Consider the following 16,049-nt stretch of genomic DNA (forward strand, 5'->3'; position numbering starts at 1 on the left):
CAATCTTAAAAAATTTTAGAAACATTTTTTCCCTAAAAGCCCTCGTATTTGTTAAAATGTGAGGGCTTTTATGCATTATTCTTTATCAATATCTTCAAATTTGTAGTGGGTGTTCAATGGAACCTATGGTGGTGATGGCTGCGCGTGCGGCTCAATTAGTTGGTCAAGAGCTTTTAAAAGCGCATCAAAATCGTCATAAACTCGATCTACAAGTCGAAGAAAAAGGAATTGATGGTCCGGTAACGCGTGTAGACCGTTATTTGGAACAATTGACTATCGATACGCTACGTAAAAGCTATAAAAACCACAGCTTCCTTGGTGAAGAGTTTGGTCTGCAAGAAGGTAAAGGTCACGACGCCGAATGGTGCTGGGTGATCGACCCGCTTGATGGAACTTTAAACTTCATTAACGGTTTCCCGCATTTCTGTATTTCTATTGCTGTTCAGCACAAAGGTGTGACTCAACACGGCGTGATTTATGACCCTGTGAAAGACGAGTTATTCTCTGCCAGCCGTGGTCGCGGTGCCATGTTGAATCAACGCCGTATTCGCGTAAATGTCAAAGACAGCCTGCAAAATACTTTCCTTGCCGTAGGTCATGCTTACCGTGCTAAACGTAACGGTGAAGTGATCTCTTATGCAAAAAACCATTTTGAGTCATTATTAAACGTAACTGAAGCGGGTGCACAATACCGTCGTGCAGGTTCTGCTGCATTAGATTTGGCTTATGTTGCTGCAGGCCGTTTGGATGGTTATTTTGAACTGGGTCTGAAACCTTGGGATATCGCTGCAGGCGAGCTCATCGTGAAAGAAGCGGGTGGTACTGTAGTGGATGCACGTGGTGGTGCCGATTCTATGGAAAATGGTCAAGTACTTGCTTGCTCTATGAAAATGCTTAAGCCTTTAATGCAAGCTGTTGTTCCGGCTTGGGGTGACGCAGCCAAGTAAGATTGATTGAATCGAGTGACATGACAAAAAAGCTCTCCTTGTGAGGGCTTTTTTTATTTCTGGATTAAATTCCTGATTCAATGAAAATGTCGGATAGCGTCTATTTGCCCGCATTTTTATCCAGATAAAACGTTACAATATTATCTGTTTAAAAATTAAACAAAATTGAGTTGTAAAATAGACTGTTACTGAAAAAAACAGTATGTATGCATCATTTAATCGAAAAAAATGATTACTTTTTTAAATGGTTCTGTTATTATGCCGCCACGCACTTAAATTTCCGTTCTTTACCTGAACATTATCTTCTAATCATTGTATGCGCGTGCTGTCCATAGAGAGGACATATCCTTCGCGCCCCAATCGCTTAAGCGATTCCTTCAGGTTTGCGGCCGTAATCATGCGTGCGTTATATCCACATCGTCGTTATTCGGATCGCTGCTGAATCCTTATTTTTTCAGCTCTAATTGCTGTGCCGCTTTTTGCCGATGTCCATATTGTAATTTATTAAATGGAGCACCCATTTCAGGGTGAATACTCTCTATGAGCAAAACTTTTGCTGATTTTTCCCTCGATGAGTCATTAACACAGGCTCTTGAAGGTTTAGGCTTTACTACGCCAACTCCTGTACAAGAACAAGCGATTCCTGCTGCGCTTGAAGGTAAAGACCTTTTAGTATCAAGCCAAACCGGTTCTGGTAAAACAGCTGCATTCTTGCTTCCAACTTTGAATGCACTTGCAAATCAAGATACTTTCGTACCGTTTAAAGAACGTATGAAAGCAATTACTCAACCATCTATTTTGGTAATTTCTCCGACTCGTGAGCTTGCACAGCAAGTATGTCAGGATGCGATTGCCTTGGTTCGCCATATGAAAGGCGTACGTGTAGCTGCAATCATGGGTGGTATGCCTTTTGGTAAACAAATCCAGCAGTTAAAAGGTGCACAAGTGGTTGTAGCGACTCCAGGTCGTTTACTTGACTTGGTTAACCGTCGTCAAATTAAACTCGACAAAGTTGATTCATTAATTGTTGATGAAGCTGACCGTATGCTGGATCTTGGGTTCTCTGAAGATCTAGAAGCCATTGGTGATTTGGCTGCAAACCGTAAGCAAACACTTATGTTCTCTGCGACATTTGCTCCACGTATCATTACACTTGCAGAACGCATGATGAATGATCCGATGCGTATTTCGATTGAAACTGGTCACTCTACAAATACTGATATTACTCAGACTTTGCATTGGACTGACGGTTTCGAACATAAGAAAAAACTTCTTACTCACTGGTTGAACGAAGAAGACGTTGATCAAGCAGTCGTATTTGCTTCTACTCAAGAAGACACAGATATGTTGGCTGAAGAACTTGCTGAAGCAGGTCTATCAGTTGTAGCACTTCATGGTGCTATGCCACAAACTGTTCGTAACCGTCGTTTACGTAGCATCCGTGAAGGTCGTGCTAAGATTCTAGTTGCAACTGACGTTGCTGCACGTGGTCTTGACGTACCAACCATTTCTCACGTAATTAACTTCGGTCTTCCAATGAAGAACGAAGACTATGTACACCGTATTGGTCGTACTGGCCGTGCTGGTCGTACTGGTAAAGCAATTACACTTGCAACTTACCGTGAACGCGGCAAGATCCGTGCTTTAGAAGACTTCCTGGAAGCACGTTTAAACGTTTCTGAAATTGAAGGTCTTGAGCCATCTCCACCTCCTGCACGCGGTAGTCGTGATGGCGGCGGTCGTGGTCGTGGCGGTCGTGATGGCGGTGGTCGTGGTCGTGGCGGTTTTGGCGGTCGTGATGGCGGTGGTCGTGCACGTTTTGAAGGCGAAAGTAACTTCAAACGTCGTGAAGGCGGTGATGATCGTCCACGTCGCAGCTACGATGACAAACCACGTGGCGAACGTCCAGCATTCGGTGGAGAAGAGCGTCCACGTCGTGAATTCAATAGCGACCGTCCACGTCGTGAAGGTGGTTTTGGTGATCGTCCACAACGCAGCTTTGGCGGTGAAGATCGTCCACGTCGCGAATATAATGGCGATCGTCCACAACGTAGCTTTGGCGGTGAAGATCGTCCACGTCGTGAAGGTGGTTTTGGCGACCGTCCACAACGTTCTTTTGATGACCGTCCGAAGCGTGATTTCGGTGATCGTCCAGCTCCACGTCGTGAAGGTGGTTTTGGCGACCGTCCTCGTTCTAACGATGACAACCGTGGTAACCGCGTAGACTATAAACCAGCAGGTGATCGTCCACGTCGCGAATTCAATGGTGACCGTCCACAACGCAGTTTCGGTGATCGTCCACAACGTTCGTTTGGTGATGATCGTCCTAAGCGTTCTTTCGGTGAAGATCGTCCTAAACGCAGTTTTGGTGAAGATCGCCCACGTCGCAAATTTAACGACTAATAACGTTAGATTTGGGTAGTAAAAAACCGGTGGAAACACCGGTTTTTTTATGGGATTAATCTTTGATCTTGTTGGATAGAAATGTATACTGGATCATAGTTTGTCTTGATTCTGTTAAATATGAATAATGAATCTAATTATTATGTTTGGAATTTTAATCAAGAGGTGATTATGCCTTATATTGGTTTAATTTTATTACTCATCAATATTGCATACTATATCTATAATAGCATTCTGTAACACAGTATCCTGTTTGTTAAAATAATTGCACCACAATTAAATAATTAAAAAATTATGGTAAATCGGTTGCTTTTTACCTAAAGGTAACATTTTAAACCCGAATCCTTTATAGTATGCATGCTGAAAAAATGCAGGAAAACCCTCAGCTATGAATAATCAAATACCTCAGCAAGCTCAATCTTGGATTGAAGTCCATGATTTGAGTTTTAAACGAGGGAAACGTGTCATTTTCGATAATGTCAGTTTAAAAATTCGGCGTGGCCAGATTACCGCGATTATGGGGCCTTCAGGTACGGGAAAAACCACTTTGCTGCGTCTGATTGGTGGTCAGTTGACGCCTGAGCACGGTGAAATTCTCTTGGACGGCAAAAGTATTGCAGATATGTCACGTCAGGAATTATTTGCTGCACGTGCACGTATGGGTATGCTATTCCAAAGCGGTGCACTGTTTACCGATATGAGCGTCTATGAAAACGTGGCTTTTCCGTTACGTGCACATACGCAACTTTCGGAACATCTGATTGCCGAGCTGGTGGCACTCAAACTGGAAGCGGTAGGCTTACGCGGTACTGAAAAGCTGATGCCTTCAGAGCTGTCAGGCGGTATGAACCGTCGTGTGGCCCTGGCTCGCGCCATTGCACTGGATCCGGAACTGATCATGTACGATGAACCTTTTGCCGGCCAAGATCCGATTGTAAAAGGGGTGCTTGCACGTTTAATTCGTACCTTGCGTGAAGCACTGGATTTAACCACGATTATTGTGTCGCACGATGTGGGAGAAACCCTATCTATTGCCGATTACATCTATATTATCGCGGAAGGGGTTATTCAGGGTGAAGGCACGCCGGCTGAATTAATGCAGCATGAATCGGCATTTGTCCGTCAGTTCTTAACCGGTGCTGCTGAAGGTCCTGTCGATTATCAGTTTAGCCATACGGCTTATTTAAGTGATGAGGTGCGTTCATGAATGCTATTGCCTCATTAGGTAGACGCGTTATTGAACGCGTTCAGGGGATAGGGGTGGCAACCCAGATGTTGCTGCAAATCCTGTTTTCCATGCCGACCTGGCTCGGGGTCAAACTGTTTATTTACCAAATGTACCGTATTGGTGTGATGTCTTTATTGATTATTGCCGTATCGGGTTTATTTATTGGTTTGGTACTGGGCTTACAAGGCTATTCCATTTTGGTCAATATCGGCTCAGAAGCCATGCTCGGCACCATGGTGTCTTTAACCTTATTAAGAGAGCTGGCTCCTGTAGTAGCGGCATTGCTGTTTGCAGGGCGTGCTGGCTCGGCTTTAACGGCTGAAATTGGCCTGATGAAAGCCACAGAGCAGCTGGCCAGTATGGAAATGATTGGGGTCGATCCGCTAAAGCGTATTGTTTCCCCGCGTTTATGGGCTGGTATTGTCAGTCTGCCGATGTTATCGATTATTTTTGGTGCCATCGGCATCATGGGCGGTAAAATGGTCGGCGTCGATTTTTTAGGGGTAGATGAAGGTTCTTTCTGGAGTGGCATGCAAAATAGCGTGCAGTTCTATAAAGATATTTTTAATGGCACCATTATTAAAAGCCTAGTTTTTGCATTGCTTTGTACCTGGATTGCAGTCTATCAGGGTTACGCCTGTGTGCCAACTTCAGAAGGGATTGCAACATCGACTACGCGAACAGTAGTGTATTCCTCATTGTGTGTTTTGGGTTCTGATTTTGTGTTGACTGCGGTCATGTTTGGAGGTGTTTAATGAAATCACGTGCAAGTGAGCTGGCCGTAGGTATTTTTGTCATTCTTACTGGTATTGCGTTATTTTTCCTGGCCATGAAAGTCAGTGGTCTGATGGGAACCAACCTGCGTGACAGCTATAACATGACTGCGAGTTTTGACAATGTGAACGGTCTGAAACCGCGTGCCAAAGTGACCATGAGTGGTGTCACCATTGGTCGTGTTACAGATATTACTCTTGATCCGGTATCGCGTTTGGCAACGGTGTATTTCGAGCTGGATGGTAAGTTAACGTCTTTCAACAAAGAACAGCTGAAAAAAGTTCAAGCCAATGCTTTGGAAGAATTGCGCTATAGCACAGAATATAGCGAAGCGGATCCTGCGAAACAAAAAGAAATGGAAAAGCAACTTGTTGATAACATGAACTCCATCACCAGTATTGATGAAGATGCTTACATTATGGTTGCAACAAATGGTTTATTGGGCGAAAAATATTTGAAAGTGGTACCAGGTGGTGGCCTAAACTATATCAAACGTGGTGAAAGCATTGCCAATACCCAAGGCACCATGGATCTTGAAGATCTGATCAGCAAGTTCATTACTGGCGGTGCGGGCAAGTCATCAGCGAAAGTGGCGGAAGAAAAAACATCAACTGAATCAACAGAAGATGCGCAAACTTCATTTGTTGAATAATTTGGAGAGGAGAATTTAGTGAATACCTTACTTAAACATACACTTGGCATAAGTGTTTTATCAACAATGATGGCGAGTACTGCTTTTGCACAACCAGCTGAAACTCCACCAGCTTTTGTAAAAAAAGTGGCGGATGGTCTGATTAGCCGTTTAAAAGCGGATCAGGCAAAATTGCAAAACAATCCTGCTGCAGTGAAAGCGATTGTGCGTCAAAACCTTGATCCTTATATTGATTCACAAGCCTTTACCCGTCTGGTGATGGGAACTTATGCGACCAATCAGTATAGTACGGCTGCTCAGCGTGCCAAGTTTGAACACAATTTTCGTGAAACTTTAATCGAAAATTACGGTACAGCGTTTGCTAAATATACCAACCAGACTTATAGCCTGCGTCCATATAAAGAAACCAATAGCAAAAATCCTGTGGTCACGATTGATTTTAACAACAAAGGTGAAAAAACTCCGGTATCTTTCCAGTTGGTGGATAAAGGCAATCAATGGAAAGTGCGTAATATCAATGTGGCTGGTATTGATTTAGGTTTACAGTTCCGTAATCAGTTTGCTGCAACGGTAAAACGTAATGGTGGCAATATCGATAAAGCGATTGCGAACTTCCAACCAGATGCATCTGTAAATAAAAAATAACCGGGAAGGGTGTTCAGTGATTCAATTCATTCATCAGGAATTGCAGGTTTCCGGCAAAATAGATTATGCCAATGCAGAGGACTATTACCAGCAAGGTTTGAAACTGATTCAATCGCAGCATCAGTTTCCGGTGGTGGTCAATCTGGCAGAGCTGGAACAGGGCAGTACGCTGGCACTGGCCGTACTGGTGCGCTGGTTGCGTCAGACCCCGAAAGCTCAGGGTCTGCAATTTAAAGCAGTCCCTGAGAAAATGATGAAAATCATTCAGGCCTGTCATTTGCAAGATGATCTGCAGCTGATTGGCTAAACCAGTAAAAAAGCACCGGAAGGTGCTTTTTTATTGAGCTGAGCTTGTAAGAGATGAATATTGAGCAGTCCTCTCTCCCTCAGGGAGAGAGTTAGAGAGAGGGGATAAAATTAGAATTCTAGATTTCTTCCTGTGGCTAGATTGGCGAGTAAAGCAGCTTAGATAAGTAATGAAATTGATGGGATTTAAAATACCTCCCTCTAACTCCCTCCTGGAAGGAGGGAGGATAAATGATGCCTCAAATCCATTTTTTCCAGCGGAAATAGGCCAGCGGTCCAATAAAGAAAGCCGCTAAAATAATACTGACCATAATAAAGCTGGTGGTTCCTCGTGCAAAGGGCAGTACATCGGTATTCATGCCATAAACACTGGCAACCAGCATCGGTGGCGCAAGCATACTTGGCAAGATCGAGAAGCGACGGATGGTATCGTTCTGTTCGGTATTAATGAATCCCGAGGTGGTATCCAGCAAGAACCGAACCTTCTGGAACAGGAAGGCATCATGTTCGACCAGAGATCGAACATCTTCGCTCAGTTCCCGAATATCGGCATCATAAATATGACTGCCCAACGCACGTGGACGGGACAGGAAAGTCAGGACACGGCGCAAATCGATTAAACACAGTTGTGCTTTTCCAAGTATGTCTTCCAATTGTGCCAGACGGGTAATCATGTCATCCAGATCGAGAATCTGTTCACGATGGCGGTTGTTGAGCACTTCGGTAGAGTACTTTTCCAGATCCTTGTGGATATCTTCCAGGATATCCGCAAGTTCATCCAGTTTGGCTTCCAGCAAGCCAAGCAAGACCCAGGTCGGGTCTTTATAGTCAATCTCATAGTCATTGCGGCGGGCACGGGCACGGAAAGCACGAAAGGCCACCAGTTTTTCACCACGCAGGGTAAACAGGTGTTGTTTATGCAAAATAAAGGCTACCGTTTGCACGGTTGCCAAAATGCTCGAGTTGTCATCGGTTTCGCCATCGACCTGAAAATTTTTATTTTTCGTCAAAAAGTAGGTGCTGATATGTAAAATACCATCATCATCACGGTAAAATCGTGCCGATGAAGAAATATCCTCCAAGGATTTTAGCGTCGGTAAATTTTGCTCATAAGCATCTAAGACCCATTGTTGTTCTTCTTGTGATGGGGCAATGAGATCGATCCACACTAAATCCGGGTGGAGATCAAAACCACCATTGATGGTGGCATCTTCCAAACTACCGCGCTCTGTGGCGTAAAAGGCTTCAAGCATGCTGTCTTTTCCCTGCGCAGTATAGGTGAATTGATGGGTGTATTTTAGACAAGGAATTGAATAAAAACACTGATTCAATCGCTTTTTTATTAAAAAATCTCCTGAAAATTTACTTTATTAATATGACATCTGCAAAACAGGCTGAAACAATGACGAAATCGATCGCAATTTTTTGTGGCTCAGCTTTAGGTACCGATTCGATTTTTTTAGATACCGCACAAAAAGTGGGACAAACCCTTGCCCGGCAAGGTAAAACGCTGGTCTATGGCGGTGGCCGTTCTGGCTTGATGGGTATGGTAGCCGATAGTGCTTTACAGGCAGGTGGCAAAGTCATTGGGGTAATCCCAAGGGTGTTGGTGGATCATGAGCTGGCTCATCCGCATTTAACCGAATTGCATGTGGTGGCCAATATGCATGAACGTAAAACCAGGATGTCGGAACTTTCTGATGCCTTTATTGCCTTGCCGGGTGGTGCAGGTACGCTGGAAGAGATTTTTGAGCAATGGACCTGGTCACAGCTCGGTATTCATTTAAAGCCCTGTGCATTTTTAAATGTGGCCGGATTTTACGATGATTTGCTGAAATTTATTCAGTTGACCACAGTAAAAGGTTTTACCCAGCCACGTTTTTCAGACAGTATGATTGCTTCGGACTCCATTGAAGAGATTTTGCAACAATTTGATGCTTTTAGAGCGCCACAACCGAAATGGGGTATGGCTGATCAAGAAATTTTGGTGAAACATGCATGAATATCATTACTGTGGCGGCGGCCATTATTTTAAATGATCAACAGCAACTGTTAGTGGTGCGTAAACGTAACACGTCCTGCTTTATGCAGGTGGGTGGCAAGCTTGAACCCCATGAGCCACCCGAAATCACAATGCTGCGCGAAATTCAGGAAGAAATAGGCTGTCGGGCCTCGATTGAGCAATTCATCGGTCGTTTTGAAACGGCAACTGCCAACGAGCCGGATCATCAGCTGGTGAGTTATCTGTATTATGTGACTTTAGATCATGCCCCGAAAATTGCCGCAGAAATTGCCGAAATGAAGTGGGTCGATCTGGATGATCAAACTACCCCATTAGCACCTTTAACCCGTGAAATTGTCATGCCGTGGGTGAAGCGGTTTTTAACAGAAAGCATGATGTTCTGACTGGTAAAAGGATTTTTCCCTCAAGGATGAGCCGACACTTCTCAAGGAGATAAGGGGGAAATCAGTATGTCCTTTCCAAAGATTAAATCTCTGCACTGGCAATACAGGCTGCATAAACTTTTTGACAGCCTAATGCTTCAAGTTTCTGTTTTAAAGCATGTAGCGAACTGCCGGTCGTGACCACATCATCCAGCATCAGCACTTTGCGGTAACGCACACGGGTCTTTGTGGCAATCACAAACTGCTGGTCAATCTGATCCAGCCGTTCGATCCGGCTCAAGCCTTTTTGCGAATGTTGGGCCAGTCGTGCAACCGGTTGCCAGACTGGAATATTCAGCTGTTTTGCCAGGAGTTTCGCAAGCACCAAAGACTGGTTATAACCCCGTTCTGCCAAACGCTGATGGGAAATGGGCATCGGGACAATAGCTTGGATTTTGGGAAGTTTGAGACCGATAAGTGAGCCAGCAAGCAGATTTTGAAAGTGCAGCTGTTGTTCATATTTGAATTTTTGAATGATGCGATCCATCGGATAGGCATAATGAAAAGCCGCCTGAATCTCTATTTCCTGACGTTGGATGGTCTGTTTCAACCAGGGCAATTGTTGCCAGCAATCTGTACAGACTGAATGATGACGTTGCTGGTCTATGCCACAAAGTATACAGGGGAAAAGGCTCTGCATGGTTTTGTGCAGTAAGGGGTGAATCAATTGCAGCATGTTTTATTCTTCTTTTAATTCGTTGTAATTTTGCACAGTTTATTGGTGGTTTCAAAATCGGCAGCATCCATGCTACTTATACGATAATAAATAACCGACTCAGCCTGTTATTTTATAGGTGTCTTACATTATTTTTATACATAGGCATAGCGAGGGGCTTCAGGTAACCAGCGTTTTAACAGGGCTTCTGCATTGTCTGGATAGTCTTTTAGGATTTGCTGCGCGACATAATGTGCCTGATTGAGCAAATGATCATCACGTTCTAACTTGGCGACCCGAAAGCCCATGTCACCGGTTTGCTTGGTGCCGAGCAATTCCCCCGGCCCGCGAATTTCCAGATCTTTTTCGGCAATGATAAAACCGTCATTGGTTTCACGCATAATCCGCAGCCGTTCCTGTCCATTTTGCGAAAGCGGATTTTTATATAGCAAGGCACAGAAACTGGCAGTCGCACCACGACCGACCCGACCGCGTAGCTGGTGCAGCTGTGAAAGTCCCAGACGCTCGGCATTTTCAATCACCATAATAGAAGCATTGGGCACATCCACGCCAACCTCAATCACCGTAGTGGCAATCAAGAGTTGCAGCTGATTGTCTTTAAACTGCTGCATTACGGACTGTTTTTCATCGGCTTTCATTTTTCCATGCACTAGACCGATGTTGAGCTGAGGAAAGCGTTCTTTAATTTCCTGAAAAGTCGCTTCAGCAGCCTGTGCATCCAGCGTTTCCGACTGTTCTACCAACGTGCAGACCCAATAGGCCTGTTTGCCTTCAGCACAGTTTGTAGCAATACGCTGTAGCACTTCTTCACGGCGGTCCAAAGGAATGGTGACGGTCTGAATTGGGGTACGGCCTGGCGGAAGTTCGTCAATCACCGAGGTGTCCAGATCACCATACGCGGACATGGCGAGCGTGCGCGGAATTGGGGTGGCGGTCATCACCAGTTGATGTGGGGTCATGTTATTGACGCCTTTATTGCGTAGTGCCAGCCGTTGATCGACCCCAAAGCGATGCTGCTCATCAATAATCACCAGACCGAGTTTGCTGAACTCGACATTTTCCTGAAACAGGGCATGAGTACCTACCACCAGATTGGCCGTGCCTTGTTTAATGATTTGCTCAGCTGCTGCACGAGCTTTACCTTTCTGTTTGCCTGAAAGCCAGGATACATTCAGACCTAAAGGCTCAAACCATTTTTTAAAATTCAGATAATGCTGTTCCGCCAGGATTTCCGTCGGTGCCATCAATGCCACTTGCCAGCCTTCTTCCAGTGCATGACAGGCAGCAACGCCAGCCACCAGTGTTTTACCAGCACCGACATCGCCCTGAACCAGACGCAGCATCGGCTTGTTCTGTTTTAAGTCCTGCACAATTTCTTTGGAGACCCGTTTCTGTGCACCGGTCATTTCAAAAGGCAAGCCAGCCAATAACTGCTTGGCAAAATTTTTACTTGGGCTAAAAGAGGGGGCGGCAATCTGCTGGATATAGGCACGCCGTGAGAGCAGACTGATCTGATGGGCCACCAGCTCTTCAAAAATCAGCCGCTGCTGGGCCGGATGAGAACCTTGCGCCAGCTGTAGCATATTGGCATTCAGTGGCGGTTCATGAATATATTGCAGTGCCTGTTTTAGCGCATAACCATTGGTGAATTTTTCTGGCAATAATTCAGGCAGCTCATCACTATGCTGTTTTAGTGCCTGTTTAACATATTCACGCAGCTTGGGCTGAGTTAAGCCTTCTGTTGCTGGATAAATGGCAGTAAGCTGGGTTTTCGGTAGGGGGGTATGTTCGGTAATCAGTTGAATTTCAGGATGATACAGTTCCAGACCACGTGCACCGACACGAACTTCACCAAAAATGCGCAAGCGGTTGCCGACTTTAGCTCGATCGGTCAGGGCTTTATAGACATGGTAAAAACGCAAGGTGACTTTGCCAAAATCATCCTGGAGCTGTATGGCCATGGATTTACGCTTACCTGGTGGAAAATCAACCCCTTTCACAATACCTTCCAGCAAATAGCTACGCCCCACGGATAATTGGTTCATGGGGATGATCGTGCTACGATCTTCATAATCACGCGGTAGATGAAACAGCAAATCATCTGTCGTAAAAATATTCAGTTTTTCCAGTAGTGCAGCAGAGGCAGTTCCTACCCCTTGCAATTGATGGACTGCAGCCATGTCCCCTCAACTTGAGTTAAATCATCAGGTGCTTAATGCATATATTATTTATAGGTTATGGTCAAACCTCTACCCGGGTTGCCAAACAATTATTTCAGCAAGGGCACCAAATTACCACAATCAGCCAAAGTCCGAAAACTGATGTTTATGCAAATCATCTAATTCAGGATGTGCATCAGCTTGATTTGACTCATCTTGAACCTGTGGATTGGGTCTATGTTTTATTGTCGCCGTCACAAAGTTCTGTGGAAGGCTATCAACAGACTTATGTCGATTCAGTGGCTCCGATTGTTCAAGCCTTAAAGTCCCATCCAGTGCAAAAAATTGTGGTGGTGTCATCAACCCGGGTCTATGGTGAAAATGCGGGCGAGCGTATTGATGATGAATCTGTTATTCAGCCTGTAGATGAGCAGGGGCGATTACTCTGGAAAATGGAGCAACTCTATCAACAGGCATTCGCTGAACGCTGTGTGGTGATCCGTCCTACAGGAATTTATGGCACGTCCGTGGCGAGGATGATCAAGCTGGCTGCAACGACTCAAAACTATCCTCAAATTCACTGGTCTAACCGGATTCATATTGATGATCTGGCGAGATTCCTGGCGCAACTGATTCACGTGGAACATCCAGAACTGTCCTATATTGTCACCAATAATCAGCCTGTACCTTTACATGAAGTGATTCATTGGTTTCAGCGGCAACTCAATTTGCCTGAACTGGTTGTGCAAAGTCAGAAGGAAACAGGGAAACGGATTTATGCTACACGGATGAGGAAAAGTGGATTTCAGCTAGAGCATGAGGATTGTTTTAGTGATTATGCAGAATTATTAAAGACGGAGTGAATGTCACCTTGGTATTTGAAGTCCCTCCTCCCTATGGGAGGAGGTTAGGAGGAGGGTTCTTTAATTAACCTCTCCCTAGCCCTCACTTGCGCTTTATAATAGCTCAAGTAGAGTATTTAACAGACCTCTCCCTAGCCCTCTCCTAAAAGGAGAGGGAACGGAGAAGGAAGATTATTTCTTCTTGCGTTTTAAACGGCGTTTCGCTTGCTGCGCCGCAACGGCATCCAAAGCTTCTTTTAGCTCTTCATCGCTGAAGGCAGTGATGTGCTGAAGCATCTGCAAGGTCACATCATCCAGTACCAGATTGGCGTACTGAGCCACGTTCTGGAAGTTCTCGTCAAACACAATGGCGTTATCTTCATTGTTACGGATATAGCCCTGCTGAGTCAGCACTTTAATAAAACTCTGGAACAGCGATTTATCAAAGAACTCCGGTGAGTTGAATTCATACAGTACTGACAGACGTTGACCAACCAGATGACTGAGCTCTTCTACCTGACGGGTCGAAATATTGCCTGAACCACGCTGGGTGATTAAAGCCAGGGTCATGTAGTAACGTTCCAGACTTTGCATCACAGGCGCAGCAAGCACTACCAGCTGGTTGTGATCTTCCGAATTTGGTGCAGGGGAAAGCAGGTTGCCCTCGCTATCTTCAGAAATCAGTTTCGCCTGAATCAGCGCTTCTGCATAAGCACAGATCTGATCTTTCAGCTCTTCATCTTTCCATTTCAGGAACAGTTCCGCTTTCAGGAATGGATAAAGGGTGCGGATGACATTGATCAAATCGCCATGGCGGATCGAACCGTTATGTTCTACCAGTGCAGCAATCAGTGACGGCAACACGAAGGCATGCAGAATATTATTACGGAAGTAAGTCAGTAATACAGCCTGATTATCTTCAATGGCAATGATATCGCCCAAGACGTGCTTCACGCGTTTAATCAGTTTCAGTTTTAAACCGTAGGCAATAATTTCCTTGCCTGAAAGCGGTGTCACCTGAGTACGTGCATCATAAGGCAATGCAGTCAATAACTTACGGTAGGCATCCAGTTGCTTGATGCAGATTTCTTCATCCAGCGTGTGTTTAGGCGTAGCCAATAGAATCAGCGAAAGCAGCGATACCGGATTGATCACCACGGCGCGGTTAATATTTTCCAGAATCGCATGCGCAGCACTGTTTACTGTATCAGAGACTTCTTGCGGAATCGGATCATCATTCTTGGCAATTTTAATATTTTCCGCACCATGCTGTTTCAGCATGTCATCGAGGAATACCGGCTCACCAAAGTTCACATGCACCTGGCCAAAGATACGTTCGATTTTGCGCAGGGTTTTTACAATCCCCATGATTGATTCGGATTCTTTATCTTTACCGTTCATTTCACCGACATAAGTAGCACCTTCCATCAGGCGTTCGTAGCCAATATACGTCGGTACAAACACGATCGGTTTAGAACGGCCACGCAAATGCCCGTGAACCGTCATGGCCAGCATGCCGGTTTTGGCTGGCAGTAAACGTCCTGTGCGCGAACGGCCGCCTTCAATAAAGTATTCCAGGGGCGTGTTACGGGACAGAATATTGAAAAGATATTCTTTAAAGACAGTGGTATATAGACCATTACCGCGGAAAGTACGGCGAATAAAGAAAGCACCGCCACCACGCAATAATTGTCCGACAAAAGGCATGTTTAAATTATCACCGGCGGCAATGTACGGCACCATCATGCCGCGTTTATAAATCACATAAGACAGTAATAAATAGTCAATATGACTGCGGTGACAAGGGGTATAAATAATCTCGTAGTCTTTGGCCAGTTCCCGCACGGTACTGAAATTATGCACCTCTACGCCATCATAGAGCTGGGTCCATAAACGGGTCAGCGCCATATCGGCAAAACGCACGGCTGAATGCGAATAGTCCGATACAATCTCGTTTAAATAGCCAATTGCACGACGTTCAGCTTCAATCATGCTGATTTTGCCACGGATGCTTTCACGGCGGATGGCATCCTGCACATCAGTAGATTTGATCAGGGAATGCATCACATTGCGGCGATCTGAAAGATCCGGGCCGAGCACGACTTCACGCTGACCATCTAAATAGTTGTTTAGTTTGTTAAGAATATACGTTGCAGGTGACAGGTTTGGATGGGTCTGTTTGGCAAATTCGATCAGCTGGCGTAAAGACTGCCCTTGATGGAATTCCAGATAGGATTGGCGACCATGCAGGCCAATATTCACCAGCTGTTTAACGGTACCTGGTGTTGCCCAGGTGTCGGTAAAGAGCAGTTTCAGCCAGGAATCTTCTTTGTCTGGTGAACGTCCCCACAATACGGTAACCGGAATCAGTTCAATATCAACCTGAGGATGATGTTCCAAAATGTCGATCAGGCGCAATAAGCGTGGCGGAAAGGCATGCAGTGGGGGATTGAGTAAATTGTTTTCATCATGATGCTGCAAGAACAATACTGATGCTTTTTCCTTATGATCACCCACCACCAGCGGGTCCAATGCCGGTGACAGTTTCAGACGGCGAGTTTCGCCATCGACAATCAACGCATTGCTACGCGAATAATTTTGTAATACATAGCACACCACTTTTTGTTGAACGGGTTGCTCTGTCCGGGAATTTACTTCTGTAGTTGTCGGTTCAGTAGGAACCTCACCAAGAACATGTGGGGTTACCACCAGGTCAAGCAGCTTACTGGAAAGCTGACGATAGATTTGACCAAAGCCACTCTTGGACATACATACTCCTACTTAAATGACCGAAACCACAGATTTTCTGAGGGGAAATAGTTTTGTAGTATTGTAATTGAAAACAATATGTCATTTTCTGACAAAATGCATATTGAGTGTTAAATTTTATCGTTAAAAATCGTATTTTTAGCGAATATTCAGCACAAATCGCGTGACAGACCAGTCAGTTGAACTGTAGGGCTTTAGTCGGG

14 protein-coding genes are annotated in these 16,049 nt (G+C 45.0%); 10 read left to right on the forward strand and 4 right to left on the reverse strand.

Annotated features, from left to right (window positions below):
* The first annotated feature begins 116 nt into the window (after nucleotides 1-116).
* The 7 genes from ABJ384_RS01815 (at nucleotide 117) to ABJ384_RS01845 (ending at nucleotide 6,956) form a co-directional block, all read left to right on the forward strand.
* On the forward strand, nucleotides 117-947 hold the full coding sequence (locus ABJ384_RS01815; RefSeq protein ID WP_166168685.1) for an inositol monophosphatase family protein: 831 nt from the start codon (nucleotides 117-119) through the stop codon (nucleotides 945-947).
* A gap of 540 nt (nucleotides 948-1,487) precedes the next feature.
* Entirely contained in the window at nucleotides 1,488-3,350 is a 1,863-nt protein-coding gene (locus ABJ384_RS01820; RefSeq protein ID WP_349928562.1) for a DEAD/DEAH box helicase, read from the forward strand.
* A 388-nt stretch (nucleotides 3,351-3,738) separates the two neighbouring features.
* Entirely contained in the window at nucleotides 3,739-4,557 is an 819-nt protein-coding gene (locus tag ABJ384_RS01825) for an ABC transporter ATP-binding protein (protein WP_180174661.1), read from the forward strand.
* On the forward strand, nucleotides 4,554-5,333 hold the full coding sequence (gene mlaE / locus ABJ384_RS01830; protein WP_166168689.1) for a lipid asymmetry maintenance ABC transporter permease subunit MlaE: 780 nt from the start codon (nucleotides 4,554-4,556) through the stop codon (nucleotides 5,331-5,333). Before ABJ384_RS01825 ends, mlaE begins: the two co-directional genes overlap by 4 nt.
* Nucleotides 5,333-6,004, forward strand: a complete 672-nt coding sequence (locus tag ABJ384_RS01835) for an outer membrane lipid asymmetry maintenance protein MlaD (protein WP_349928564.1) — start codon at nucleotides 5,333-5,335, stop codon at nucleotides 6,002-6,004. Before mlaE ends, ABJ384_RS01835 begins: the two co-directional genes overlap by 1 nt.
* A gap of 18 nt (nucleotides 6,005-6,022) precedes the next feature.
* Nucleotides 6,023-6,649 (forward strand): ABC transporter substrate-binding protein, encoded by a 627-nt coding sequence (locus ABJ384_RS01840; RefSeq protein ID WP_180042128.1) that lies wholly within the window; start codon nucleotides 6,023-6,025, stop codon nucleotides 6,647-6,649.
* A 16-nt stretch (nucleotides 6,650-6,665) separates the two neighbouring features.
* Nucleotides 6,666-6,956, forward strand: coding sequence for an STAS domain-containing protein (locus ABJ384_RS01845; protein ID WP_086195790.1), 291 nt, complete (start codon nucleotides 6,666-6,668; stop codon nucleotides 6,954-6,956).
* Between the two features lie 238 nt (nucleotides 6,957-7,194).
* On the opposite strand, the gene ABJ384_RS01850 is transcribed toward ABJ384_RS01845, so the two are convergent.
* Nucleotides 7,195-8,208, reverse strand: a complete 1,014-nt coding sequence (locus ABJ384_RS01850) for a CorA family divalent cation transporter (RefSeq protein WP_086195789.1) — start codon at nucleotides 8,206-8,208, stop codon at nucleotides 7,195-7,197.
* Nucleotides 8,209-8,357: 149 nt separating this feature from the next.
* On the opposite strand from ABJ384_RS01850, the gene ABJ384_RS01855 reads away from it, so the two are divergent.
* Nucleotides 8,358-8,957, forward strand: coding sequence for a TIGR00730 family Rossman fold protein (locus ABJ384_RS01855; protein ID WP_166168693.1), 600 nt, complete (start codon nucleotides 8,358-8,360; stop codon nucleotides 8,955-8,957).
* On the forward strand, nucleotides 8,954-9,361 hold the full coding sequence (locus tag ABJ384_RS01860; RefSeq protein ID WP_349928567.1) for an NUDIX domain-containing protein: 408 nt from the start codon (nucleotides 8,954-8,956) through the stop codon (nucleotides 9,359-9,361). The genes ABJ384_RS01855 and ABJ384_RS01860 overlap by 4 nt, the downstream gene beginning before the upstream one ends.
* Before the next feature lie 82 nt (nucleotides 9,362-9,443).
* Here the strand turns inward: ABJ384_RS01860 and ABJ384_RS01865 are convergent, their stop codons facing one another.
* Both ABJ384_RS01865 and recG read right to left on the reverse strand, forming a co-directional pair.
* Nucleotides 9,444-10,076 carry a phosphoribosyltransferase family protein gene (locus ABJ384_RS01865; RefSeq protein ID WP_349928568.1) on the reverse strand — a complete coding sequence of 211 codons (633 nt, stop codon included), beginning with the start codon at nucleotides 10,074-10,076 and terminating at the stop codon, nucleotides 9,444-9,446.
* 134 nt (nucleotides 10,077-10,210) lie between these two features.
* A complete protein-coding gene (recG, locus tag ABJ384_RS01870) occupies nucleotides 10,211-12,256 on the reverse strand; it encodes an ATP-dependent DNA helicase RecG (RefSeq protein WP_349928570.1) in 2,046 nt (681 codons plus the stop codon).
* Nucleotides 12,257-12,291: 35 nt separating this feature from the next.
* On the opposite strand from recG, the gene ABJ384_RS01875 reads away from it, so the two are divergent.
* Nucleotides 12,292-13,098 carry an NAD-dependent epimerase/dehydratase family protein gene (locus ABJ384_RS01875; RefSeq protein ID WP_349928572.1) on the forward strand — a complete coding sequence of 269 codons (807 nt, stop codon included), beginning with the start codon at nucleotides 12,292-12,294 and terminating at the stop codon, nucleotides 13,096-13,098.
* Nucleotides 13,099-13,269: 171 nt separating this feature from the next.
* On the opposite strand, the gene plsB is transcribed toward ABJ384_RS01875, so the two are convergent.
* Entirely contained in the window at nucleotides 13,270-15,846 is a 2,577-nt protein-coding gene (plsB, locus tag ABJ384_RS01880; protein ID WP_349928574.1) for a glycerol-3-phosphate 1-O-acyltransferase PlsB, read from the reverse strand.
* Nucleotides 15,847-16,049: the final 203 nt, after the last annotated feature.

Source organism: Acinetobacter sp. A1-4-2 (genome assembly GCF_040233925.1).
Classification (GTDB): Bacteria; Pseudomonadota; Gammaproteobacteria; order Pseudomonadales; family Moraxellaceae; genus Acinetobacter.